The organism is Streptomyces racemochromogenes (genome assembly GCF_039535215.1).
Taxonomy (GTDB): Bacteria; Actinomycetota; Actinomycetes; order Streptomycetales; family Streptomycetaceae; genus Streptomyces; species Streptomyces racemochromogenes.
In genome coordinates this window covers 813,062-837,865 of the sequence record NZ_BAAAWT010000001.1, presented here as the reverse complement: position 1 = coordinate 837,865, position 24,804 = coordinate 813,062, and the positions used below count along the sequence as shown (strand labels likewise).

The 24,804-nt window shown below is 72.3% G+C and carries 17 protein-coding genes; 9 read left to right on the top strand and 8 right to left on the bottom strand.

Going from position 1 to position 24,804, the window contains the following annotated elements; all coding sequences use genetic code 11:
- Positions 1 to 41 precede the first annotated feature (41 nt).
- Together ABD973_RS03885 and ABD973_RS03880 are read left to right on the top strand one after the other, a co-directional pair.
- On the top strand, positions 42 to 1,334 hold the full coding sequence (locus tag ABD973_RS03885; protein ID WP_345498463.1) for a beta-ketoacyl-[acyl-carrier-protein] synthase family protein: 1,293 nt from the start codon (positions 42 to 44) through the stop codon (positions 1,332 to 1,334).
- Positions 1,335 to 1,457: 123 nt separating this feature from the next.
- Positions 1,458 to 1,991 carry a sterol desaturase family protein gene (locus ABD973_RS03880; RefSeq protein ID WP_345498461.1) on the top strand — a complete coding sequence of 178 codons (534 nt, stop codon included), beginning with the start codon at positions 1,458 to 1,460 and terminating at the stop codon, positions 1,989 to 1,991.
- Between the two features lie 1,358 nt (positions 1,992 to 3,349).
- Here the strand turns inward: ABD973_RS03880 and ABD973_RS03875 are convergent.
- Both ABD973_RS03875 and ABD973_RS03870 read right to left on the bottom strand, forming a co-directional pair.
- Positions 3,350 to 4,627, bottom strand: coding sequence for a hypothetical protein (locus ABD973_RS03875; RefSeq protein WP_345498459.1), 1,278 nt, complete (start codon positions 4,625 to 4,627; stop codon positions 3,350 to 3,352).
- Positions 4,624 to 5,586 carry a hypothetical protein gene (locus ABD973_RS03870; protein ID WP_345498457.1) on the bottom strand — a complete coding sequence of 321 codons (963 nt, stop codon included), beginning with the start codon at positions 5,584 to 5,586 and terminating at the stop codon, positions 4,624 to 4,626. Before ABD973_RS03870 ends, ABD973_RS03875 begins: the two co-directional genes overlap by 4 nt.
- A 367-nt stretch (positions 5,587 to 5,953) precedes the next feature.
- Here ABD973_RS03870 and ABD973_RS03865 point away from each other — a divergent pair, with 367 nt between their 5' ends.
- The gene (locus ABD973_RS03865; protein WP_345498456.1) at positions 5,954 to 7,036 is read left to right on the top strand and encodes a glycosyltransferase family protein; all 1,083 of its coding nucleotides are present in this window, start codon (positions 5,954 to 5,956) and stop codon (positions 7,034 to 7,036) included.
- Between the two features lie 33 nt (positions 7,037 to 7,069).
- On the opposite strand, the gene ABD973_RS03860 is transcribed toward ABD973_RS03865, so the two are convergent.
- The 4 genes from ABD973_RS03860 to ABD973_RS03845 form a co-directional block, all read right to left on the bottom strand.
- Complete coding sequence (locus ABD973_RS03860; protein ID WP_125823220.1) at positions 7,070 to 8,080, bottom strand: clavaminate synthase family protein; 1,011 nt, start codon at positions 8,078 to 8,080, stop codon at positions 7,070 to 7,072.
- Between the two features lie 40 nt (positions 8,081 to 8,120).
- Positions 8,121 to 9,119: a hypothetical protein gene (locus ABD973_RS03855; protein WP_345498454.1), complete on the bottom strand. Its 999-nt coding sequence runs from the start codon at positions 9,117 to 9,119 to the stop codon at positions 8,121 to 8,123.
- A 544-nt stretch (positions 9,120 to 9,663) separates the two neighbouring features.
- Complete coding sequence (locus ABD973_RS03850; protein ID WP_345498452.1) at positions 9,664 to 11,181, bottom strand: flavin-containing monooxygenase; 1,518 nt, start codon at positions 11,179 to 11,181, stop codon at positions 9,664 to 9,666.
- Positions 11,182 to 12,173: 992 nt separating this feature from the next.
- Positions 12,174 to 13,394 (bottom strand): carboxylate-amine ligase, encoded by a 1,221-nt coding sequence (locus ABD973_RS03845; protein ID WP_345498450.1) that lies wholly within the window; start codon positions 13,392 to 13,394, stop codon positions 12,174 to 12,176.
- A gap of 340 nt (positions 13,395 to 13,734) precedes the next feature.
- On the opposite strand from ABD973_RS03845, the gene ABD973_RS03840 reads away from it, so the two are divergent.
- Entirely contained in the window at positions 13,735 to 13,899 is a 165-nt protein-coding gene (locus ABD973_RS03840; RefSeq protein WP_345498448.1) for a hypothetical protein, read from the top strand.
- A gap of 48 nt (positions 13,900 to 13,947) precedes the next feature.
- On the opposite strand, the gene ABD973_RS03835 is transcribed toward ABD973_RS03840, so the two are convergent.
- Positions 13,948 to 14,487 carry an EF-hand domain-containing protein gene (locus ABD973_RS03835; protein ID WP_345498446.1) on the bottom strand — a complete coding sequence of 180 codons (540 nt, stop codon included), beginning with the start codon at positions 14,485 to 14,487 and terminating at the stop codon, positions 13,948 to 13,950.
- 450 nt (positions 14,488 to 14,937) lie between these two features.
- Here ABD973_RS03835 and ABD973_RS03830 point away from each other — a divergent pair, with 450 nt between their 5' ends.
- The 3 genes from ABD973_RS03830 (at position 14,938) to ABD973_RS03820 (ending at position 17,801) form a co-directional block, all read left to right on the top strand.
- Positions 14,938 to 16,122 (top strand): PP2C family protein-serine/threonine phosphatase, encoded by a 1,185-nt coding sequence (locus ABD973_RS03830; protein ID WP_345498444.1) that lies wholly within the window; start codon positions 14,938 to 14,940, stop codon positions 16,120 to 16,122.
- 95 nt (positions 16,123 to 16,217) lie between these two features.
- Complete coding sequence (tsaD, locus tag ABD973_RS03825) at positions 16,218 to 17,264, top strand: tRNA (adenosine(37)-N6)-threonylcarbamoyltransferase complex transferase subunit TsaD (RefSeq protein ID WP_345504466.1); 1,047 nt, start codon at positions 16,218 to 16,220, stop codon at positions 17,262 to 17,264.
- Between the two features lie 96 nt (positions 17,265 to 17,360).
- Positions 17,361 to 17,801: an ATP-binding protein gene (locus ABD973_RS03820; RefSeq protein ID WP_125823225.1), complete on the top strand. Its 441-nt coding sequence runs from the start codon at positions 17,361 to 17,363 to the stop codon at positions 17,799 to 17,801.
- A 43-nt stretch (positions 17,802 to 17,844) separates the two neighbouring features.
- Here ABD973_RS03820 and ABD973_RS03815 read toward each other — a convergent pair whose 3' ends face one another.
- Positions 17,845 to 18,876 (bottom strand): translation initiation factor 2, encoded by a 1,032-nt coding sequence (locus ABD973_RS03815; RefSeq protein WP_345498442.1) that lies wholly within the window; start codon positions 18,874 to 18,876, stop codon positions 17,845 to 17,847.
- A gap of 92 nt (positions 18,877 to 18,968) precedes the next feature.
- Here ABD973_RS03815 and ABD973_RS03810 point away from each other — a divergent pair, with 92 nt between their 5' ends.
- Together ABD973_RS03810 and ABD973_RS03805 are read left to right on the top strand one after the other, a co-directional pair.
- Entirely contained in the window at positions 18,969 to 23,420 is a 4,452-nt protein-coding gene (locus ABD973_RS03810) for an NACHT domain-containing protein (RefSeq protein ID WP_345498440.1), read from the top strand.
- Positions 23,417 to 24,796, top strand: a complete 1,380-nt coding sequence (locus ABD973_RS03805) for an esterase/lipase family protein (protein ID WP_345498438.1) — start codon at positions 23,417 to 23,419, stop codon at positions 24,794 to 24,796. The genes ABD973_RS03810 and ABD973_RS03805 overlap by 4 nt, the downstream gene beginning before the upstream one ends.
- Positions 24,797 to 24,804: the final 8 nt, after the last annotated feature.

Genomic DNA, 24,804 nt, shown 5'->3' with positions numbered 1-24,804 from the left:
ATCAGCGCCGCCCTCTGACCTCACGGATGAAAGTAAAATCCATGACCGGCACCCGCCAACAACCCGCGACGGCAACCGCACGTCTCGGCCCAGTCCCGGGCCAGGAATTGACGAAGCGACCCGAGATCGCCGTCACCGGTCTCGGCATGCTCACCCCCGCCGGAACCGATGTGGAAACCACCTGGCACGGCGTCTGCGACGGCACGCCCACCGCTGCCACCTTCGACCGGCTCGCCGGACTTCCCGTCGATTTCTGCTGCTCCATCCCGTCGTTCGACGCCGACGCCGCGATCGGGCGCCGCACCGCCCGTCGCCTGGACCGCTCCACGCAGCTCGTCATCGCGGCCGCCAAACAGGCGCTGAACGATGCCGGTCTCGACCCGAACACCTGGGACAGCGCCCGAGTCGCGGTCATCACCGGCATCGCCCTCGGCGCCTCCCACACCTGGGAGAACCAGCACGACATCCTGCGCGACCGCGGACCCAAGCAAGTGTCGCCCCTAATGATCACCATGATCGGGCCGAGTGCCGTGGCAGGGGAAGTCGCGCTCGCCTGTCGCGCCCACGGTCCCAGCCTCATGACTGCAACCGCCTGCGCTTCCGGCGCCACGGCCATTTCGCTCGGGCGCGACCTCCTCGCTACCGGACAGTGCGACATCGTCATCGCCGGCGGCACCGAATCCTGCGCCACCCCTCTGATCGTGACCGGCCTCGCCCAACTCGGCGCCCTCTCCAGGCGATGCGACGACCCCGCCGCCGCTTCCCGGCCCTTCGACCAGGCGCGTGACGGATTCGTCCTGGGCGAAGCAGCCGCCGTCCTCATCCTCGAACGGGCGAAGGACGCGAGGGCACGCGGCCACCGGCCCCGCGCCCTACTCGCCGGCTGTGGCTCCACCACCGATGCCCATCACCCCACGGCACCCCACCCTGAAGGCCGCGGGGCCAAGGAGGCCATGCGCCTGGCCCTGGCCGACGCCGATCTCAGCCACCACGACGTCGCGTACGTCAACGCGCACGGCACCTCGACCCTCCTCAACGACGCCGTCGAAGCCGACGTGATCCGCACCCTGCTGCCCCGCGGACCCCTGGTCACCTCCACCAAGGGGGTGCTGGGCCATTCATTGGGGGCAACAGGCGCGGTCGAAGCGGCTCTGACCGTCCTGAGCGTGCAGCACTCCCTGGTCCCCCCGACTGCCAACCTGGAGAGCCCGGACTTCGGCTGCGACCTGAACTTCGTCACCAAGGCCGCCGAGAGCCGGCGCATCGAGGCGGCACTCAGCAACTCGTTCGGCTTCGGCGGCCACAACGTGGTCCTTGCCTTCCGGGCCCCGTGAATCCATGCACATCAGGAGCGAGCGATGACGCCTTCCCACGCAGGTCGCACAGAGCGCCGACCTGCCTCGCCGCCCGAGTTCGGATCCGGAATCCCGGAGGGTTTCACCCGGATCCACCCGGCCGTGCCCGTCATCCTCTACGGCCCGGCCGTCATCCTGCTCACGGCTCTGGCGCTTCCGTACGTCGACTGGCCCGCACTGGTCGGATACGGCGTGCTCGGCTACCTGGCGTGGACACTGACGGAGTACTGGGTCCACCGGGCAGCCTTCCACTTCACCCCGAGAGGACCACGAACGCAAAGGCTGCACTGGATGGTGCACGGTCTTCACCATGACCACCCCAGCGATTCGCGGCGCCTGGTCCTGCATCCTCTGGCCACCCTCCTCGGCAACAGCACCACCTACGGCCTCAGCCACACCCTCTTCGACGCAGGCGCCGCGGACGCCGTCACTGCCGGATTCATCGCCGGCTACCTCCTCTACGAGGCACTGCACTACCACCTGCACCACAACTCGCCGTCATCCGTACTCGGGCGTCGCTTGCGCGCACACCACCTGCGCCACCACTTCCAGGACGACGGCCGCGGGTTCGGCATCAGCTGCCCCTACTGGGACACCGTCTTCGGTACGGCGCCCGCACCCGCAGGGACGCACTGACTCTGGCCTGCCCCACGGGAGAGCTACGAACTCCTACTCGAAGCGGCGTGCAGCAGTGGGTGACCCGGTCGCCATAACAGCGCAGCCGAACCCACTTGTCACCTGGACCGGCACCTGCCACCGACCGACAGGCCACCTCATGGCAGCCCTGCGACAGATCTGACGAAGCACTCCAGCACGTGTCCGGCCGGTCGCTGCGCGGCTGCGGACCCTCCCTCCGGGGGAAGGGCCGGGAAAAGCAGTTGGCCGACAGGTGTTGCAGGTGACGCTTTGTCGGCGGCCCGCTGAGGGGGCCTGCCGTGCCCACCGGTTTGGCGCGGGAGGTCAGCCCCTGCCGAAGCTCCTGGAGGAATGCGGCGGGGAGGGTCATGTGGTGCCCCTTGGGGGCCAGTTGGGGCCCAGTGCCCACGTCGATGGGTGCACAGCATGTATGGATGTGCATGCTGTGCGCCCTCGGATTGCCGTATGTCTGGACTTTTTCACCGACCCCTGGGGGTCAAGGGGTCGCAGGTTCAAATCCTGTCGTCCCGACCAGCGTTTATGCAGGTCGGAGGCCGTTCTCTCACACGTGAGAGGGCGGCCTTTTCCGTGCCCGGAATGCTGGTGGTCGCAGCCATGCCGGGCGGTCTGTACGCGTGCTGGTCTTCTCGGCTCTGGTCAGCGTGTGGTCGACGGCTTCGCAGGCTGCCTGCTGGGTGAGGCAGCGTCTTGGAGACCACGGTCAGCGGCACGCGGGGTGAGATGGCGACCCGGCCGCGGCTGGAGGGGGTCTTCGGCGTGGTGATGACGAGGTGGTTGTTGTCGATGGCTGAGAGGGTGCAGCGGACGTAGAGGACGTGTTCCACGTAGGCCGAGATGTGGCGGTGGGCGAGCTGGTCGAGCTTGAGGGTGCCGACGTGGGGACGAGGTCGTTGCGAACGTAGTCGCGGTACCGGGCCATCGTCGTCGGCTTCAGCACGAGCGCTTTCGCAGTGAGCCACGCGTTCAGATAGGGGCGGCGATAGTGGTTCGGGTCGGCGTCGAACCCGCCGGCCTCGCCCTCGAGGAACCGCCGCAATGCATCGGCTGAGTCTTGGCTGACGAACCACCTCGACGGACCGTCGCCCGACGACGTTCCGGTGCAGGGACATCGACGGCGAAGGCCCAGGTCCCGTGGGTGCTGTCGGTGGCCAGGTGAGGACAGCGAGCACCGATCTGGTGGCGGTGGGTGTCACGGCAGCCGCAGCGGCGGTGGGCATACCCTCGGGGACCGGAAATCGTCTGCTCATGGTCGGGATGGCAGCGGGTGGTCCGCAACTGGTCCGGATCTCGGTCCGCCCAGGGGCAGCGTCGTCTTGGGTCGTAGCGGGCGCTGAGCGTCAGGCTGGGGAGTCGCCGGCCTGGGTCTTGAATTCGCGATCACGAGGAGAGATCAGTGTGCCGTGGTGGAAGCCGAGCCGAGGGTCGTGCCGCCAGGAGAGGCCGTCGACGTACTGCCGCAGTTCCGGCATGTGCACGCGCTGGCGGACCGTGTTGGCGGGGTAGTCGTAGATGGTGATGGTGTTGAGTCCGCGGTTGGCGGTGAACAGCAGGGTCTGGTCGGCGGAGAGCTGGCAGGCGTACACGGAATCGAGCAGGGTTCCGCGCGAGACCCGCAGGGCGGCGAGGAAGTGCCTGCTGCTCGCGGTCGGTGAGCCGCGGGTGAAGGCGTCGGTCACCTGGTGCAGTGCCTGTCGGCCGGCGAGGAGCTGCTCGGGCAGGCCGGGGCGCTCGTCGATGATCCGGTGGGTGGCGAAGTCGTCCAGGTCGATCATGACGATGGTGCCGCTGCCGCCGTTGCAGTAGATCAGTTCGCGGTCGGAGACGCAGACGTCCGAGTTGATGTGCGCCGGGGTCTCCCGCGGGGCCGTCCAATGGCGCAGGACCTGTCCGTGTGCGGCGTCGATCTCGAAGACGTATTCCTTGAGGTAGGCCATGGCCCATTCGTGCCAGTCGTGTCCTTCCTGGGGCAGGACGCGGAAGGAGAGGGCGTAGAACCGGTCTTCGCGGGGGTGGGCGGCCACGTGCCAGCAGGTGGCGGGTAGGCCGACGTGGCGGGCCATGCCGGTGTGCAGGTCGAAGATGCCGACCTCGCGGGCCTCGCCGCGGCCGGGGTGGTCCATGCCGCCGTAGACGAGGTAACGGCCGGAAGCCGTGGTCTTCATGGCGTGGGGCAGCTTCAGGCCGTGCGGGCCCAGGCGCTCGGGAGCGTCGAGTTTGTCGAGGTCGAACCGCCACAGGTGTTCCCCGATCGCGCCGACGAACTCCCGGTCACCCAGCCAGGTGACGTGCGTGGTGCCTTTGATGGACGAGTCGGTAGGTTCGATCCTCAGGGTGGACAGGCGGGCGGTCTCGTCGAGGGTGGCGGTGTCGTAGAAGAGCAGGTGCTGGCCGGTGTTGCCGAGGAATCCGACGGCGTGGTCCGGGCTGACGCTGACGGCGTGGCCGCCGGCGATGCCGTCGTAGTAGTCGATCTTATAGGCGTACCGGCCGGTGGCGGGGTCGTAGTGGAAGACGCAGACGCCTGCCCGGCCTTCGAGTCCGTTGAGGCCGTTGCCGTCGAGGGCGATGTGGAAAGCGTACGGGTACTCGTGCGGCTCGGTGGCCAACGGGATCAACGGGGCTGCCTTTCGGGCCTGAAGTGACGGAAGCCAGAACTGTCGGTGTAGCCGGGCCGCATCGGCCTCCACGGGGCCCACCCGGCCGGCGGGCTCAACGGCTCGGCCGCGCGGGCGACGGTGTCCCAGAGGGAGGAGGCGGCACCGGCCGCCTCCCCGACCGGCTCGGCGCTGCCCTGCCCGTGTGCCGCGATAGTGCTCAGGGTGATACGGAAGGACGTGCGGTAGGCGTCCTCCACCAGAGCGCGCCTGACTGCGGGCCACAGCACGGGGGTGATCGCCCGCCACAACGGAGGAAGGGCGAACTGCTGATAGGCGCAGACGGTCACTCCAGTGCCGCCCGGGGTCCGGGCGAAGGACACCGAGCCGTCGTCCTGGACGGCGGAGCCGTTCGCACTGTGCACCTGCCGCCAGCGCAGCAGTTGCTTGTCCAGGCCGTAGTCAATGGTTTCCAGCTTGCAGACGTCGAGCACATCCGCGCCGGAGAGTGCGAGGTAGGCGGGCTGGGCCCGGCTGATGCTGCGCTCGAGCTGCCGGATCGGCCTGCCGGCCTCATCCCGCGCCCGGACATCCGTACTGCCGCCAAGGTAGCCGCTGGTCAGACCGATCACCCGGCTGATGTCGAGGGATGCGGTGAAGTCGTCGAACGCAGTGGGCACTTCCGCCTCGCAACGGAACAACACGGCTTCGTCCAGGTAGCGCCACCGCATCCCGTCGGCATCGGGCGGGACGGCCGCGATCAGCTGGTCCAGTGGTTCCAGATGGCCAGTCACCGCCTCGAACTCCGAGGGCCCGAAGGCCAGTACGTCGACGCCGAGCGGTGTCTCCGCCGTACGAGGCGCGGCGTCATTCGGGCTGATCCGGAGGGCGGACGCCAACCCTGTCGCCAACTCGGCCGTTTGGTCGACGACCGTCAGTAACCTTCGCAGCGCCACTTCGGCCAGGGGGATGTTGGGCATGGTTCCGCCCTACCCGGCGCCACCACCTCCCATACCAGCCGTGCTCGCCGAGTCCGGCCCATGCGCCGATCGGCGAACTGTCGAGGTGGACGGTGTACCCGTCGGCTCTCGGGGCCGGCGGTAGCGGCGCATGGATAGCGGTAACGCCGTCAAGAAGAACTCGGCACGCGCGTCGGTGCCGACGGGATCCGGCCACTTCCCGGATCCCGGGCGCTACCTGCCGCCTCACCTGTGAACATTCATCACGGACACGTCAAGTGCACTGCCATCCACGGCGATTCATGACCCGTACGGCGCTGTCACCCCCGGCCCTCCCCGCACCCAGGGACCTCTGCCCCGCAGTGGGGCTTCAGAGGGCGGCTGTGCGGTGACCGGCCTCCGCGTGCTCCAGATACCCGAGACCTGCGGCTGGAACGACTACGTCGCACTCCAGGAGAGCCACCTCGCAGCACGAGGGGCTGTGGTGTTGCGCCCGGGGCTGTGTCGCGACGAACCAGGCTTCGCCCCCGGAGACCTCTTCCAGCTGGTCGGGGCTGTGCCGGACATCGTGCACCTGCACTGGCCCGAAATGCTCGCCCGGTTGCTCGCCGACACCGAGGCGGTCGCCCTTCTGCGGGAGCTTGCCGCCAGGGGGACGCGTCTGGTGCAGACGGTGCACGAACTTGCCCCGCACGAAGAAGGGATGCACGGCAATGTGGCGTTCATCGACGAGGTCGACTCGCTCACACACGGCGCCCACTTCTCCACCAAAGAGCACGAGTTGGCCGCCCGCCGGATCCGCAGCCGACTGCCCGGTCCGGCGCTGCACCTGCCCCACCCCCTCTACCTTCACCTCGTCCCCGGTCGAGGGGGATCTCCGTACGGCGCGACGATCGGCTGCTTCGGCCGGTTGCGCCCCTACAAGCGGACCGCGGCCTTCGCTCAGGCGTTCGTCCGGCACGTCACCGGGGAGCAGCGGCTGCTGATCGCGGGATACCCGGAAGATCCGGCCACCCACCACACCCTGAGCGAGCTCGCGGCCGCCCACGATCGGGTCCGCTACCTTCCGGGCTTCCACCCCGGTTCTGAGTTCGTGCGGCTGCTGGAGCAGGTGGACTGGGTTGCGCTGCCTTACCAGCGGGTGTGGTCCAGCGGCGTGCTGGTGGCCGCGGCGCAGCAAGGCCGCCGAATCCTGGCACCGCCGCCGGTGGGAGCGGACGCCTACGGGCCGGTGATCGAGGACTGGCAGATCGTGGAGCCGTGGGACATCGACAACCTCGGCCGACGGGGCACACCTCGACGACCTCGTCCTGGACGTTCCGCTCCAGCGCTACGCGACCCTTGCCGAGGTGGTCCACGCCGTCGCGGCGCTGGCGACACCGGTCTTCGACTTCGCCAACGGCGCGACCTACCTCTTCGACGGGGGTCTCCCCCAGCAACTGCGCTCCCAGGCCATCGAACGACCCCCTGAGGACTTGGGAGTCGGCTGACATACAGGGGCCGGTCAGCGGGCGAGTACGTGGCCGTCGTGGGGGCGGTGGTCGCGGGAGCGGCGCAGGTCGGTGGTGACGTACGTGCGTTGCAGCCAGCGGTCCGCTCCGTCGTATCGAGGGCGGAAGGCGGTGCGGCCGTGGACGGTGACGCGGTTGTCGATGACGACCAGGTCGCCGGGTGTCAGGAGCAGGGTGCGGGCGGTCGCCTCGCAGGCGCGGCCGAATTCGGCCAGCGCCGCTGTAGCCCGAGGGGTGAGCGGGGTGGTGACGAGTTGGGCCATGCGTATGTCGGGATCCTCGACCGCTCCCGACAGCACCGGTCGGGGCTCGGTGTCGGGCTTGCTCGCGGCGGCGTCGGGGCCGAAGGAGGGTGGTGGTGTGGTGATGAACTCCGGTGCGAACAGGATCTGGCGACTGGCTGGGGTGAGGAGCGGCAGTGCTTGGCGGATGCCGGCGACGCGCATGCCGGCGCGTCGGTCGTGGTCGGCGCGCAGGCACAGGAAGATCACATAGTCGGGTGGGTGGGGGTGGAAGCCGTTCTCGGTGTGGAAGGACAGCGGCACCGATCCGGCGTTGCCGTGGAAGGTCTCCTGCCCGGGGACGGGCACGACGTCCTGCACGAGGGCGCCGGATTTCTCGGCCCGGTAGGCGAGGGGCTCGCCGAGCCCGCATGCCACCATGGTGAGCACCGCCGCCGCAATGGTGGCCTGGCGCTGGACCGAGCCCGGTACGGACGGTGTCGCGGGCAAGGCCGCCTGATCGACGGGCAGGCCACCGATCACCAAGGTGCCGTGTGGGCCGGAATGCCTTCGGAACCGGCGCACTTCGCGGCGCAGCTGTAGCGGAAGGTCTTCCCAGGCGTCCCGGGCCCTTGTCACCCACTCGGGGCTGTCGACCTGGTGGTCCCCGCGAGTGCACAGGGTGCGGGCCAGACGTTCGCATGCGCCGGCATCGGCCGGATCCAGTTCCCAGTCCGCGGCTTGGACGGTAGTTCGGGTGGTGTCGGGCGTCGTCTCGGGCATGGGGGTCTCCTGCCGGGGTGTGGGCGGCGGACGCGCGGACTCACGAGTGGCGCAGGCCGGCCACGGCGTCGGCGATGTAGTGGTCCCCGAATCGGATCAGCGAGGCGTACTGGGCCGCGCGGCGATGCCGCATGAGCCGTAGTTCGGCCACGGCATTGTCGGGGCCTTCGGGTTTCTGAGCGATGGAACGGCGCAGGTGCACCATCGAGTACGCGAGGGTGACGTGCCGTTCACCGTCCACGATGTCGGCTTCCAGGAGCGCGCCACGTGCCTCCGCCAGCTCCGGGGCGCGGGCCGCCAACCGCGCGTAGGAGTCGGGAAGCACGGACAGCAGGTCCTTCATCGCCGCCCGGAACAGCTTGTATCCGCGATGCTGGCGCCCGCTCAACGGGACGTCCACCGACGGCGGCGCCATGGTGTGGCGTATCGCCGCCATGTAGTAATCGGCCGGGACCGTACTGGCGTGGGTCATAGCCGCCGAGAAGCCCCGCACGTACACCGTCGCGTCTGCCAGTCTCAGCAGCGCGGCGTCGCCGTCGCCGTGCCGCAGATGGCGGGTGGCGTCGGCCACGGCGACCGCGGCGTAGATATTGAACAGGACATGGACCTGGTGACCGATGAGCCACCGAGCACTCCACACACTCTCCAACGACGACCCCGCACCGGCCTCGGGGACGGTCACCGGCGGGACGGAGTCATGGTCCGCGCCCGGCGCTGCGCCGGTGAGATCGAGCACCGACTGCCGCATCCCGGCCACCTCCAGCGCCAGGTCGGAACCCGACAGCGGAGCATCACACAGATCATCCAGACCACGGTGGATGACCAGGACACCATGCAGGGCAGCCTGTTGATCCGACAGCTCCCCCTCGCGGACCCGGAAGTAGGACTGACTGATCGATTCCGCCGGCAGCCCCTCACCGACCACGGCCGGAGCCAGATCCGACAGCGCGGCCACCAACTCACCCGCAGCCGCGGCGGCCTCCCGCAGCGCGAGGGTCCGCTCGACAGGTCCGGCATGCGTCGACAGCCCGGCCAGCACGTGCGCGGTCCGCTTCGCCTCCGCATCGACCCGTGGACCCAGCACCGGTACGGGCCGACCGCCTCGGGGCTCACGGAAGACAGCGACAGCAGGATGACCGGTAACCGGCGATAAGCCCATGGTGGAAGTACTTCGCCAAGAACACTCCATACGAAACCTGATCAGCAAGACATTCCTGTGCGGTGCAACGGAGTTGGTCGGGCGGCCACCCGCTCGCTGGGCCGCCGGTAGCCCGCCCGCAACCCGCTTGGTGACAGCCCTCGTCCCGGACCGACGGGGGAGCTCAGAGGTACCTCTAGCTGACGGCGATCTGCTCGGCAACGATCAGCCCACCGAGGGCACAAGGGGCTCCGTAGGCACAGGCCCATCCGCTCGCAGTGGCCCTGCAGGGGTCCCCGCGGACGGCACGCGCAACCACAGCCGAGGCGACGTCACCGCGGCGGACGCCGGCGAGGTTCGACGTCGTGGAGTTTGCCGCCGTGGCTTTCCAGTGTCAGAGGGGAGCCGCCCCTGAGCCCGGGCACATCCGTGACCCCGTCCCGGCTCAATCGCGGGTTTGCCGGCGCCGGAAGGCCCCGAGGCTGTCATCCTGCGGTGCTCGCGGGATGGGTAGGGAGAGGGGTGGGGAGGGGGTGTGCCAGATGTAGGAGGTGGGGTCGAAGTGGCGAAGCCGGCGTGTGAGGCGTGCGGTGGACCAGGGCCAGGCGAAGGTGTTGCGGCCGCTGGAGGTCAGGTAGTAGCTGGTGCAGCCGCCGGTGTTGTAGACGGTGGTCGCCAGCGCCTTCTGTACGGCGCTGTTGTGGGTGTCCTGGACGGCGGGCCGGACCTCCAGCGCCTGGTTGCCGCTCTGGTCAAGGTGGGTCAGGGCGGTGGTGAGGTAGGTGAGCTGGGCTTCCAAGACGCTGATGGCGGAGGTGGATCCGCCGAGCAGGTTGGGGCCCAGGAGCAGGAAGAGGTTGGGGAAGCCGGTGACGGTGGTGCCGAGGTAGGCCTGCGGGTCGCCGCCCCAGACGTCGTGCAGGGTCCGGCCGTCCGCGCCGTACAGGTCCCGGGCCAGTGGTAGTTCGCCGACGCGAAAGCCGGTGGCGGTGATGAGGACGTCCGTTTCGGCGGTGGTGCCGTCGGCGCCGACGATCGTGTTGCCGCGCACGGCGCTCACCGCGGTGGGGTGCAGGCGCACGTGCGGCCGGTTCAGGGCCGGGTAGTAGGTGCTGGAGGTGAGCAGGCGCTTGCAGCCCAGCCGGTAGTCGGGGGTGAGGGCCCGGCGCAGCTGCGGGTCCGGAACGGCGAGTCGCAGGTGCGCCCGGGCGCCGGCTTCGAGGAGGCGGGCGAGCTCGGGGTGGCGGAAGGCGTAGCCGAAGCTTTCCTGCAGTGCGTACTGGGAGGCGCGCAGACCGCGTCGGGCGCCGGGCAGTCGGTTGACGACACGGTTGAAAGCGGGGGACAGGGCCAGGTCGGGTTTGGGCAGGACCCACTGGGCGGTGCGTTGGAAGAGGTGCACGGCTGCCGCCCGGCCGATGATGGCCGGGACGACCTGCACGGCGGAGGCGCCGCTGCCGACCACGCTCACACGCTTTCCGGACAGGTCGACGCTGTCGTCCCAGCGGGCGGTGTGGAGCACGGGCCCGGCGAATTCGTCGAGCCCCGGCACGTCCAACGGGCGCGGGACGTGCCACGGACCGGTGGCCATGACCAGGGCCGCGGCACTGTAGGGCCCGTCGCTGGTCTGAAGCAGCCAGCGCCCGGCGGCCGGATCCCAGCGGGCTCCGTGCACCTGCACGCCGCAGCGCAGCACGTCGCCGAGTCCGTACCGCTCGGCGGTGGCGGCGAGGTAGGTGCGGATCTCCTCCTGTCCGGCGAACATGCGGCTCCAGGCCGTGTGCGGGGTGAAGGAGTAGCTGTAGAGCGTCGAGGGCACATCGCAGGCACAACCCGGGTAGGTGTTCTCCCGCCACGTACCGCCCAGCTGCGGCGCCTTCTCCAGCACCAGCACATCGCGAAACCCCGCTTCGCGCAGCCGGATGGCGGCGCCGAGCCCCGAGAACCCCGCTCCGACCACCATCACCCGCACATCCCGTCCGTGCCGACCGCCCTGCACGGGAATCACCGCGTCCCTCCGGCCGGGCCGACCGCACCCTGCCGCGGATCACCGCTCGCATGCGCGAACCACGGACACCTGAAACTCTTCAGAAACGCCATGCGACGCATGATCCCCAAGCCGCTCTCCCCGGCATGGCCTCGGGCTGGCGGCCAAATGCGGTGAAGAAACGTCCCACCCTGGCCTGTCGTCGTGGTGATGCGACGTTGAGATCCCTCGAACGAAGCATGGCTCCGAGCCTCGGCTTGCGCCGCCCTCGCGGGTCGGCCAGCCGCCGAAGGCCGGACCCTCTCGCCGAGCTGCGGCCGATGAACGGTGCCTGCCTGCGCGAGTCGCAGCAGGATGCGATTTTCCTGCACAGCTCATGGGTGTCGAAGCCACACAAGGACGCGTTCACCCCCTTCAGCGCCGGCCACCGCCGCTGCGTCGGCGACGGCTAGGCCTGGCCACACTGACCCTCATGCTCACCGACTTCCTGGCCCAGTGGCCGAGGCGGGGACCGGCCGGGTTCGACTTCGCCGTTTCACGCTCGACGCACGGGCGGACGACAGATGACCGTACGTCCGAACCGCACCCCGTTCCTCCAGGAGAGGGAGATCCGGGCCCTGCGCATCGGGGACCCGACGGCCGGGACAGAGCCGTTCGATTGACAGACCCGGGGCGCTCGCCCCAGAAGCCGGACGAGCGCCACTTGAAGTGAGTCGGCTACCAAGTGAAGTTTCCCCATGATCTTGAACATGTTGTTGTTACGCAGCGAGGGCTTGCTCTCGTCGGTAGCGCAGGCGGGTTTCGTGGGGTGTGAGGTAGCCCAGTGGAGTAGGGTTGACCTGCTCCGCAAGGCGTTCGAGCTGCTGCGGCGGCCTCAGCCCGATGCGCTGCTCACCGGGCTGGCGCTGCGAGGGACCAGCTGGCCGCCAGCCCTGTGCGGAGGGGTCGGTGCTGCGGGGAAGCGGGGGCTACGCGCCTCGTTGCCGCGGTGGGGCGGGAGGATCGTCACCGAGCGTGTGGGCCGGGAAGTCTGCGGTCATGGCGTGCATCAGGTGGTCGACGACACCGGTGAGGTCATCGTGGTTCCGGTGTGCGGCCCGTTGGCGGTCGGCGCCGCTGCCTGCCGCGCGGAGCGCCGCCCAGCCCGCCGTGACGGTGTCCAGGTCTCCGTGCCGTCGCAGTGACGGGCTGACGTCTGCCAGCAGTTCGTCCATGACGGCGGTCGCGGGGACGAGACGGTGACTGCGCAGGTCCACGGCTTCGCCTGTCAGGCCGTCGCGGGAGGCCCGCCAGCACGCGGCGCGGAGGATCTCGGGGGACGGCCGGAAGGCGGGCCGTCCGGCTTCGATGTCGGCCAGGGCGGTGTCGACCAGGGCCCTGACGACCGCGGCGAGCAGCACGGTGTCCTGCGCGGTGGCGGTGGCGTCGGCGACCCTGATCTCCAGGGTGGGTGCGTGGTGCGAGGGCCGGACGTCCCAGTACAGTCCGCCGCGGTCCAGGATGCCGCCGGTCGCGGTGAGAGCGGCGACGAGACTCTCGAAGTGGGCTCGCGACTCGACGTACGGGGGCGGACCCGCGGCCGGCCATCGGGCCCAGGCCATGGTGCGCCAGCTCGCGTAGCCGGTGTCCCGGCCCTGCCAGAACGGGGAGTTGGCCGCCAGCGCGATCAGGGCCGGCAGGCGGGGCCGCAGATGGTTGCCGGCCTGGAGGGCGGTTTCCAGGTCGGGGATGCCGATGTGGATGTGGCAGGCGCAGATGCTCTGCTCGTCGTCCAGGGCGCCGAACGCGGCGACGCTCCTGGCGTAGCGGAGGCCTTCGGTCATCGGGGGCGGGAGCGGATGCGGCAGGACCGGTGTGCCGCTGGAGATCACGCCCAGGCCGTGGCGCGCGGCGGCGCGTACCACGGCCGCGCGCATGGAACGTACCTGCTCGGCGAACAGGTCGAGACGCGAGTGGGGGTCGGTGCGTACCTCGACCTGGTAGGCCGTGATCTCGGTGGTCACCCGGTCTCCGAGTTCGCCGGCGGCCTCCGCCACCACCTTCGGTGCCTCGGGACGCGGCTCCCGTGTGACCGGGTCGACCAGGAGGTACTCCTCCTCGGCGCCGACCGTCAGCGGTCTCCTCTCCCACCCCGCCGGGGCGGTACCGGGGACCTCGGGGATCGCCTGCGGCGACACGTCACGGGTCACGGCCCCATCGTGACACGGACGGCGCCGGCGGGGGAGATGGCGTTCGGCCGGTTCAGACGTGGCCGAGGACCCTGTTACCGGGGGCCTTGGGGCCGGTGGAGCGTCGGCGAGGGCGGTGAAGTCCCGTTCGCCGACGTAGTCGTCCCCGTCGGTGCCGAGCAGGTCGAAGCGGTGCCGGAACTTATGGCACAAGCAGGTCTGCGGGCCGGTCTGCTGACGTTGCGTCAGGGGGCGTATGCGCCGGTTCGGCGCCTTCCGCGATGTGGCCACCTGGGGGTACTGCGGGGCGCCCGGCCCGCGCCGGGGGTCACCGGGCTCCTTGGGGAGCGACCACTCGTACGTGGCCGACCGGTTCCGCGGACCGGGCTGGTACGCGGCCCGCTTCCTCGACGGAGGACATGGCGCGGGCACCATGACCCCATGGCCCACCGGCACCGACCAGGCGGTCGCCGGCCTCAGGCTGACGCCGGAACTCCGCCTGGTCCTGCGCCGGGTCGAAGCCTGACCTTGTTGCCCGCGTAATCGCCGGCCAGCCGACCGCCTGGGCCACCGGTCAGGGGCTGGGGAGGGTTCGGTAGGCGGCGGCCATGGGGGAGGCGCCGGTGGTGACGTAGTCGTGGATGCCGGCGAGGTAGTCGTCGCGGTCGACGAGGCCGTCGCCGTCGGTGTCGAGGTCGTCGAAGGCCTGGCCGGCGTCCGCTTCGGCGTTGCTGGACGCCATGCGCAGCCGGGTGAACTCCTCGCGGGTGAGCCGGCCGTCACCGTCGTGGTCGGCGACGTCGAAGAGCGAGCCGAGAGCCGGTCGGCAGGACCGCTCGAATGCGTCGTGCCCGGCCCAGGTGCGGTACTCCTCGAACGTGACCCGCCCGTCGTGGTCGGCGTCCATGTCCGTGAACACGGCCTCGTGCGCGGTGCGTGCCGCGTCCACGACCGGGTCGTCGGCGGGCCGGCCCATGGCCGCTGCCGCGCGGTCGACCCGCGCGAGGTACTCCGTGCGGGAGATGGCGCCGTCGCCGTCCCTGTCGAGCATGGCGAAGATGCGCCGCTTGGCGGTGTCGGTCATGGTGGCGGTGGCGGTGGCTCGTTCGGGCATTTTCCTGTTCCTGTCTGCCGTCCAAAGGGCCCGCTCGGCATGCACGACCGGCATGCGGTTCACGTCGTGCACGGATGCCTGCGGGATGACACCGCCAAGATCACCACGTTCGTCCGCCGGCCGCCTCCGGCCCGCCCGAGGTACACCCGAAATGCTTGCACGGCGCCGAAGTCCGCCCTGCGGTTCCGCAGGGCCGTCGGGCCGGCCGCGGGGGTCCACGGCGGACGGAGGCCGCGTTCGTCACGGGCCAGACCCTCACCGTCGACGGTGGCCAGACCGCCCCCGAATCGCTTGACGCACTCGCCCCCACCCCCGGCTGGCGGCGCCTGTCCGTCCCCGGGTCGGGGTCCGCGCGCGCGGGCGCCCCCGGCATGTCGTGTGCCGCGGGCTGCCGCCGGTGTGGTTGTGTCAGCCCGGCGGCAGGGTGAACCGGGTATGCGGGGGGCTGGTGTGGCAGGCGACCGGATCGGGCTGGCGCAGGTGCTGGCGGCCGCGGAGGCAGCCGCTCCGGTGGATTCCCTGGATGTGGTGGCGCGTAACCTGCGGGACCGGTTCGCTGCCCGGTACGTGTCGTTCCTGTTCGTCGACGTCGTGGGCCGCCGTCTGCTGCGGGTCCACGACACGGCCACCCGGCAGCGGGAGGACCGGGCCGAGCGGATCCCCCTGGCCGGCAGCGGCGTCTACGACGACGTCCTGCGCTACCAGCGCCTGGTCCTGGCGCCGGACGGCGGGCAGGGGCAGCGGGTGCTGGCGCCGGTCACCAACCGCGGCGACACCATCGGCGTCCTGGAGCTCTTCCTCGCCGACGTCACCGAGGAGGTGCTGGCCCAGGTGCAGGAGGCCGCGCATGCGCTGGCGTACGTCATCGTCGCCGACCGGCGCTTCACCGACCTCTATCACTGGGGCAACCGCACCACCACGGTGAGCCTGTCCGCGGAGATCCAGCGCCAGCTCCTGCCCGCCGCCTCCTCCTGCGAGGCCCCCCAGTTCACGCTCGCCGGCGCTCTGGTGCCGGCCTCCGACATCGCCGGCGACACCTACGACTACAGCCTCGACCAGAACACCCTGCACCTTTCGATCACCGACGCCATGGGCCACGACGTCAACGCCTCCCTCATGGCCACCCTCCTGGTCAACGCCTCCCGCGGCGCCCGCCGCGCGGGCGAAACCCTCGCCGAACAGGCCCGCCAGCTCCACCGGGCCCTCCTCGACCACGGCCACCACAGCATCGCCACCGGCCAGCTCCTGCGGATCGCCCTCGACGGCACCAGCGCCCAGCTCGTCAACGCCGGCCACCCCTGGCCGCTGCGGCTGCGCGACGGCACGGTCACCGAACCGGCCCTGGCCGTGGACCTGCCCTTCGGCCTCACCATCCAGGGCGCCTACCGCGTCCAGGACCTCGACCTGCGCCCCGGCGACCGCCTCCTGCTCCACACCGACGGCATGCAGGAACGCGACGCCGCGACGGTCGACCTGCCCGGCCTGCTGCGCGAGACCGCGGCCGAGCACCCCCGGGAGGTGGTCCGTGCCCTGGTCGGGGCGGTCACCGACGCCTACGACGGCCGGCCGCCCCGGGACGACGCCACCGTCCTGTGCCTGGACTGGCACGGCCCCCACACCGCCACCCCCGCCTGAGGCGGGCCGAGACCGGGGCGAGGGGCTTGTGTACCTTATTGCACATCACTTGCAAGAGCAGTTGATGTGCGAAAGAGGCTGGTGTGGGCGCTCCCGTGGTGCTGGGTATCGAGTCGTCGTGTGACGAGACGGGGGCCGGGATCGTGTCCGGCGGGCGGCTGCTCGCGCACGTCGTGGCGTCGAGCATGGACGAGCACGCCCGCTTCGGCGGGGTCGTCCCGGAAATCGCCGCCCGTGCGCACCTCCAGGCGTTCAACCCGGTCGTCCGGGAAGCCCTCGACCGGGCCGGGCTGCGCCTGAGCGACCTCGACGCCGTCGCCGTGACCACCGGCCCGGGGCTCTCCGGAGCCCTGCAGGTCGGCCTCGCCGGTGCGAAGACGCTGGCGTACGCGGCCGGAGTGCCGCTGTACGGCGTGCACCACCTGGCCGGGCACGTGGCCGCGGACACCCTCGCGCACGGACCGCTGCCCGACCCCTGCGTGGTCCTGATCGTCTCCGGCGGCCACACCTCCCTGCTCCTGGTACGGGACCTCGTGCGCGACCCGATCCTGCACCTCGGCGACACCGTCGACGACGCCGCGGGGGAGTGCTTCGACAAGGTGGCCCGCGTCTTCGGCCTGCCGTACCCCGGCGGACCCGCGGTCGACCGTGCGGCCCGCGGCGGCGACCCGTGCGCGGTGGCCTTCCCGCGCCCGCTGACCGGCCCGCGCGACGCCCCGTACGCCTTCTCCTTCTCCGGACTGAAGACCGCCGCCGCACGATGGGCCGAACGGCACCGGCAGACCGGCGAAGAGCTCCCGCTGGCCGACGGCGCCGCCTCCCTGCAGGAGGCCGTCGCGGACGTGCTGACCCGCAAGGCCCTCGCCGCGTGCCGCGAGTACGACGTGCGGACGCTGGTCGTGGTGGGCGGCGTCGCGGCGAACTCCCGGGTCAGGGCCCTCGCGGAGGAGCGCTGCGCGGCCGCCGGCGTCGCGCTCCGGGTGCCGCCGCTGACGCTGTGCACCGACAACGGGGCGATGATCGCGGCCGTCGGCGACCTCCTGGTGCGGGCCGGCTCCCGGCCGGCACGGCTGGACGTGTCCATCGACCCCTCCGCCCCTCTCGAACGTGCCGCCCTGCACCCGGTCGCCCGGCGGCCGTGACGCCGTGCGGTCGCGGAGGGTAGTCGCATACGGCGCGGCAGGCGGGGAAGGGGCCCTGCGGGGGACGCGGCGTCATACGGGCTGAGGAGGTCGAGCATGTCGGAGTCCGCTCTGTCCCGCCCGGTGCGCCGGCGGCACTGCCAGTGCCAGGGAGACGGTGCGCCGGCCCGGGCCCGGGAGGAGGTCCACCGGCTGGTGGACGAAGCCGGGGCGGGCGGGCGGCCGGTACCGGCGGAGGTACGGGACGCGGCCCTGCTCGTCGCCAGTGAGCTGGTGACCAACGCCGTGAAGTACGCCTCCGGGCCCTGCGGGTTCGACGTCGGCTGGTCGACCGACGGCCTGGACATCGACGTCACCGACTCCAGCCCCACCCCGCCCCGAGGGCGCCCCGCCGACCCGAGCGGAGCGGCCGGCGGGTACGGGTGGCCGCTCGTGCGGCGGCTCAGCTCGCAGGTGGACGTCCGGCCGACGCCGGAGGGCGGCAAGACCGTCCACGCCCGCATCCCGGGCCGGCCCGGCATGCCCGGCCCGGGCTGACGCCCAGGCGGGCCGACGTGGCTTCTGCCCCGTCCCGGCGGCCCTACGCCTGCGCGCGCCCGGCCGTTCCCCGCCGGGCGAGCCGCTGTACGGCCCGCCGTTCGGCCGCCTCGACGTCGAGGCGGCCCGAGGGGTTGCCGCCGCGTGCCACCACGGCCTCGCGCACCAGGGCCATGTAGAAGAGCGCCGGCGCGCACGGGGTCCACTCCCGGCCCTCCTCCAGGAGGAAGTCGAGGACGCTGTCCGGATCGGCGGGCACGAACCCGAACCGGTCGTGCTCCCACTTGTCCTCCACGCCCCTGCTGCGGCGCCGGACGAGGTCCTCGGCCGTCAGACCGGGGAGCACGGCCCGGTAGAAGGCCGCCCACTGGTGGCCCCGCAGGTCCAGGGCGAAGGCGAGCAGCTCCAGCTCCACCTCGTCACCGTCCTGGACGGCCAGCTCCTCCCGCAGCGCCCGGCGGGCCACGGCGTGGAGGCTGATCGGGGAACCGTCCGCGGGCACGTCGTGGACGGCGGCGAGGCCCTCGTTCGCCGAGGAGTTCCAGCGCTCGGTGTTGTGGCCCGCCACGCGGGCGCTGCGGCGGGCGAAGACCATCTTCCGGTCGGGCCCGGTCCGCACCGCCACGTTGACGCCGAAACTGCAGGAGAGGAAGGCGGGCGCCGTCACCGGATCGGTGTCCTCCAGGTACTGCGTGCGCAGCGTGGCCGGTTCGCCCTCGCGCAGGGGCCGGTCGAGGTTGACCGACGTGGCCAGGAAGTCGAAGTAGTCGGCGTCGCACAGGCTCAGCTGTACGACCGGCAGCTCGTCCTCGTCGGTGCGGGAGAGCACGATGCTCTCCACCGCGAAACGGGGGTTGTTCCACCGGTGGGGCTCGCCCGCGGCCTGCTTGCGTTCCTCCTCCGCCTGGATCGCCCGCCGCCACTGCTGCACCTCCAGGGGCAGTGACACCCGGCGGAGCCCGGGCTCGTGGATGACCCTCACGTTCTCCTCGAGGATCGGACGGGTGCCGTCGCCCTCGAAGACGTAGCAGTCCGTCACGAGATGCCCGACGACGAATCCCTCGCGCTGCGTCACCGAAACCCCTTGGTCTGATGTCGAGTTGAGTGAAAATCGTGCCATGCGCCGGACGGCGGCGGGCCTGGTTTCCCAAGGGAGGGCGGTTGCGGATGGTCGACGTCCCGCACGACGGCGTCGTGGCCACGGTGGTGGTGGACGCCTACCAGGGCGACGCGCTCCGCCGGCGCGACCGCTCCTACCTGCGGCGCAGCGCCGAACGGTTCACCGAGCAGGCCAGGCGGCTCGGCTTCGACGCCCCGCCCCTGGGGGCGGCCAGTACGCGGGACACCGGCACCCCGGACCCGCCCCTGGAGCGCGGGCGCGTCCGGGAACTGGTGGCGAGGCTCCGCGCGCAGCCGGCGGGCCGCAAGATCCTCTACTGGACCGGCCACGGTGAACGCGTCGGCGACACCTTCTACCTCGCCTGCCAGGACTCCTACGCCGACGGCCGCTTCGACCCCGCCCGGGCCGTCTCCGCCGCCGAACTCGTCTCCTGGCTGGCCGAGGACACCACCGACACCCTCCTCGTCCTCGACGCCTGCTTCTCCGGGACGGCACTGGACGACGTCAACCAGCAGGTGAAGGCGGCCAGGGCGGCGCGGGCCGGGAACGGGCGGCACGGCGACGCCGGATTCGCCGTGATCGCCACCGCCGAAGCCGGCGAGGAGGCGGTCGAGGGCCGCTGGACCGCCCGGCTCAAGGAGGTCCTGGACACGGCCGACGCCCAGACCCGCGCGGTCCCGCTCTTCCACCGGGAGAACCCCGTCGTCCCGTTCACCCACCTCATGCTCGCCGTCCGGGCCCTGACCGCCGGCCAGGTGCCCGAGTGGGCCGAAGTACGGACCCTGCGGCCCGACTTCCTGCTCAACCCCTACTGCTCCGAGCGCGTCCGGCCCGCCCTGCGACCCGCCGACGACGAGTCGTGGATCGGCGAGGAACTCAGCGCCGACGTCATGCCGCTCTTCTCCGGCGCCGGGGAGGGCCGCAGCCTGCGCGAGTTCTCCTCCCGCGACCGGATCCTCGGGGAACTGGTCACCTGGATGGCGACCAGGAGCACGGGCCTGTTCGCCCTCTCCGGCGCTTCCGGCGCCGGCAAGTCCACGCTGCTGACCTACCTCGCCCACCTGACGACACGCGGCTTCGCGGCCTCGCTGCCCGCCGGTCGGCGGCCCCGGATCCAGCCCGAGCTGTACTCCGTGCACGCGGCCCTGCACTGCCGGGGCAAGACCCTCGCGGCCCTCTGCGAGGAACTCGCCCGCAGGCTGGGCCCACTCGGCCTCGGCCGGCCCGACGGCCCCGACCGCGGGGCCCCGCACCTCCTCGTCGAACGGATCGCCGCCCTCGCGCGGCGCAAGGGCAGCCTGACCCTGCTGTTCGACGGGCTCGACGAGGCGGCCGCCGGGCACGCGTTCGACATGGCGCGCGGCCTGATCAACCCGCTCGCCGGGACACCCCTGGTGAAGGCGGTGGTCACCACCCGCCCCAACGCGCGCCGGAACCTGCCCGGCGAACTCCCCGCCGAGACCCTGCTGGAAGCCCTCCACTGCGAGGACCCGGTCGAACTGGACCGGCTCCCCGAGACCGAGGGCGACATCGCACGGCACGTCGAACGCCTGCTCGCCCGGGACGGGTCCCCCTACCGGCCCGCCGGGGCCGAGGAGGCCCGGCGCGCCGCCGCCCGCCACATCGCCTCCCGCAGCAACGGCCTCTTCCTGGTCGCCACCCTCTGGGCCCGCCGCCTGGCCGGTCTGCCCGAGCTGCCGGAACCCGACCGGCTGGACGGCGAGCTGCGGCACGGAACCGCCGTCCTGGACTCGCTGCTCGGCGACGAACTCGACCGGCTGGACCCGGCCGAACCGGCCCGCATCCGCGACCTGCTGCGGCCCCTGGCGCTGGCCCAGGGCAACGGCCTGCCCCAGCCGCGCGTCTGGCTGGCCATGGCGGACGCCGTGCGCCCGCCCGGCAGCAGGAAGTACACCGAGGACGACCTCAGGCACGTCATCGACGCGGCCACCGGAGTGGTCCTCGCCCGGGACGGCGAGTTCGGCACGGAGGTCCACCGGCTGCACCACCCCAGCTTCGGCGCCCACCTGCTCGGCGACGAGGCCCGGCAGCGACGGCTCCACCGGCGCGTCGCCCTGGCCCTGCGGCCGCCCCGCAGCGAGGACTGGGCGAGCGTCGAACCCTACGTCGCCCACTACGCCGCCGCACACGCCGCCCTCGCCGGCGACGCCACCCTGGACGAGCTGACCGGCGACTACCACTTCGCCGTCCACGCCTCACCGGACGTCCTCGAACCCCTGGTGGCCACCCGCCTGGCGGTGGCGCCCCGGCCGGCGCTCTACGCACAGGTCGCCGACCACTTCCGCACCCATCCGGCCCCCGCCGCACGCTGGGCCGTGCTGCGCGCGACCGCCCTCGCCGTGTTCCCCGCCGAGGTCCTCCAGGGCATCCCGCGGCCCCCCGAGGTCTTCTGGGACGACGTGTGGAGCAGCGCGGACCGGCTCCCGCTGCAACGGAGCTGGCCTGCGCCGATGGGCGGCGCGCTTGCGGTCCACTGGGAAGGCCGTCCGGGCCGGGAGGGACACGGCGAGGGCCTCATCCACGCCGCCGGCGCCGGAGTGATCAGATCGTGGACCGCCGGCGGCCGGGAGGTCCGGGGCCGCGACACCGGACCGGCGGGCTGGACCACCGCCGGCCGCCAGCGCGGCCTCGCGGTGGCCGAAGGCGGCACCGGCCGGCGGGTGATCGCGACGCACGACGGACGGGCGCTGCGGCTGTGGCGCGGCGAGGAGAGGCACCCCTTCGAAGAGCTGTACTGGGGCGGGGCACCCGAGGCCGTGGCCGCCGCCTGGTGGAACGGGCTGGTGCACCTGGCGGCCGTGGAGGCCGGGCGGCTGTGGTTGTGGACGTGGGACGGGACCGGGACGTACGCCCGCGACCTGCTGCGATTACGCCTGCTGTCCGCCGCCGTGTCGTCCGCGGCGCTGCTCCCGCTGGAGGGCGCCGTCACCGCCGTCGCGGGCGGACCGCGCGGACTGACCCTGTGGGCCGTGCCCCGCCGCGGCCCCGGACCCACCGGGCCCCTGCACGGCGCGGCACCGCTGCTGGACACCGGCCACCCGGTGCGGGCGCTGTCCGCGTTCGCGCTGCCGGACGGCCGGGGCGCCGTCCTCGCGGCCCTGGACGGCCGGGAGCTCTCCGTCTGGCAGATGCCCGACCCGCTGTACGACGACCACCGCGAACTCCTCCTCCACACCCGCAGCGCCGGGCAGGCGGTGAGCGTCGGAGAAGGGCCCGCGGGCCTGCTCGTCGCGGTGCGCGAGGGCTCCGAGGCGCGGGTCTGGTCCGGATCGGGCACCGAGCACGTGCCCCTGCCGTGCACCAGCCACCACAGGTCGCTGGCCTTCGACCCCTCGGGATCGGGGCGGCTGGCCGTGGCCGACGAGACCCGCGTCCGCGTCTGGGAGCCGCACGCTCCCGCCGGCCCGGCCGCGCCCGCGGCCCCGCGGCGGCCCCGCGGCGGCGACCCCCGCGCCCACCCGCGGGCCGCGGCCGCCACCGGAACGGCGGGGGAGTTCCTGCTGTGCAGGTCCGAGGACGGCGAGGTCCTCGTGAGCCTGCACACCCCGGCCGGCCCCCGGCTCGTCGGCCCGCCGCTGACCCACGGCGACCCGGTCACCGCCCTCGCCGCCGCCCCGGACGGGGCACGGTGGACGGTGGCGGCCGTCGGCCGCAGGACCGCCCGCGTGTGGACCCTCGGCCCCGGCCTGGACCCCGAGACCACCGACGAACTCCCCCTCGCGGGCGCACGGGACGTACCCGTACCGTCCGTCGCCCTGCGCGCGGCCCCCGGACGGCGCCTCCAGCTGTTCTGGCCCTCCGGCCAGGGCGTGGCCTGCTGGGAACGCGCCCCCGCGCCCGGCACGGGCTGGACCCGCGGGACCATCCGGCCGATGGGCGCCTCCGGCGCGGTGCAACGCCTCGCCGTGGCCGGGACGCCGCAGGGGCGGTCCTGGCTCTCGGCGTGGGGCGGCGACGCCGTGCGCGTCTGGGACCTCGACGCCGCAGGGGCCGCGCCCTTCCCCGTGGACTCCGTCCTGATCCACGCGGTCGCCACCGGGGTCCTGCGCAAGGGGCGCCGTACGGTCCCGCTGGTGGCCATCGCGTCCGGCAACGAGGTGGAGATCGCCGAGTGCGAGGGCTGGCTCTTCGGCACCGGCACCACCCTGCCGCCGCCGCCCGGTGACGCCCCCCTCGACGGCCTCGCGCTGGCCGGCCCGGACCACCGGCCGCTGCTGGTCGGCTGGCGGAACACCTCCGGCCGCCTCCACCTGTGGGACGTCGCCGCCGAGCGGGCCCTCCCCGACGTCGAACCCCGCGGCTACGACGTCTCCCAGGTGGTCTCCGCCTTCGGCGACGCCGGCATCAGCCTCCTGGTACGGGGCGGCCCGCAGGCCGCCCTGCGTTGCGACCAGCTGCTGCTGACCCCCGGGAACCTGGCCCGGCTCGGCGTTCCGCTCACCCCGCCCACCCCACCCACCGAGGAGCAGCTGCCGTGAAGGACGACCTCGTCGTTGTCGTGCCGGGCATCATGGGCACCGCGTTGACCTGGGAAGGCGTGGACGTGTGGAACCTCGGCCCGCGCGCCGCCGCCGGGCTCCTGCGGCCCGGAAGGACGCTGGAACGGCTGCGGTTGCAGCAGGGGATCGGGGACGAGGACCCGGAGCCGCCGCACGCCCTGTCCCTGGGCGGCCCCATCCGGACCCAGCGCGTCCTGCCCGGCCTCGTGGCGCACCTCGGCTACGGCGGACTGGCCGGGCGGCTCGGCATCGCGCCCGAGCGGCTGGCCGTGTTCCCGTACGACTGGCGGCTCAGCAACGTCAACTCCGCCATGAAGCTCGAACGGTTCGTCGGCGAGCGCCTCGAACGGTGGCGGACCACCGCGGACCCGGAGCGGTTCCCCGGCGCGCGGGACGCCAAGGTGGTCTTCGTCTGCCGCTCCATGGGCGGTCTGGTCGTACGGCACTTCGCGGAGGTGCTCGGCGGCCACCGGGTGACGCGCGCGGTCGCGTCCCTCGGCACGCCCTACATGGGCAGCGTGAAGGCGCTCCGGTTCCTGCTGGGCGAGGGGCTCGGACCCCTGCCGGCGGCGTGGCGGGAGGCCATCGCCGAGGCCTGCTCGACGTACCCGTCCCTGCACCAGCTGCTCCCGGTCTACCGGGCGGTCGTGACCGAGGACGGCTACCCGGCCCGGCTCGGCGAGGTCCCGCCGGTCCCCGGGCTCCCCACCGCGATGATCGTGGACGCCTTCAGGTTCCACCGCCGGATGCAGAAGGCCGCCAGGGCGAACCGGGCGAACGAGGCGGGCGGGACCGCCGGCTACGACCTCGTCCCGCTGGGAGGCGCCACCCACCGCACCGCGCACGGCGTCTCCTTCGATCCCGCGGGCCGCCCCCGGTTCCACGACGGCCTGCCCGGCGACGGCGGCCCGTGGCTGGGGGACGGCACCGTCCCGCAGCTCTCCGCCACCCCTCCGGAGCACCGCACCACGGCGACGACCATGTGGTTCCCGCACCGGCACGCCTCGCTCCTGGACGCCGCACCCGTGCAGTACCAGCTGCGCCACATCTGCAACGGCGTCGAACGCCCCCGGTTCCTGGCCTCGGACCACGACATCGGCATCGAACTCCCGGACGTGGCCCTGGCGGGAGCGCCGATCGAGGTGTGGGCCACGCGCGTTGACCGGGCCATGGACCTCCGCGTCCGCCGCCTCGCGCAGGACGGCCGGTGCCTCGCCGCCGAGCCGATGCGGCCCGCCGGCGACGGCCGCTTCCGCGCGGAGCTGCGGGCCGAACCGGGGACGTGGACGCTGGAGGTGTCCTCCCCGACGACCGGCTACGCGTGCCGGGACGCCGTCCTGGTGATGGAGGCATAGCCGGCCCC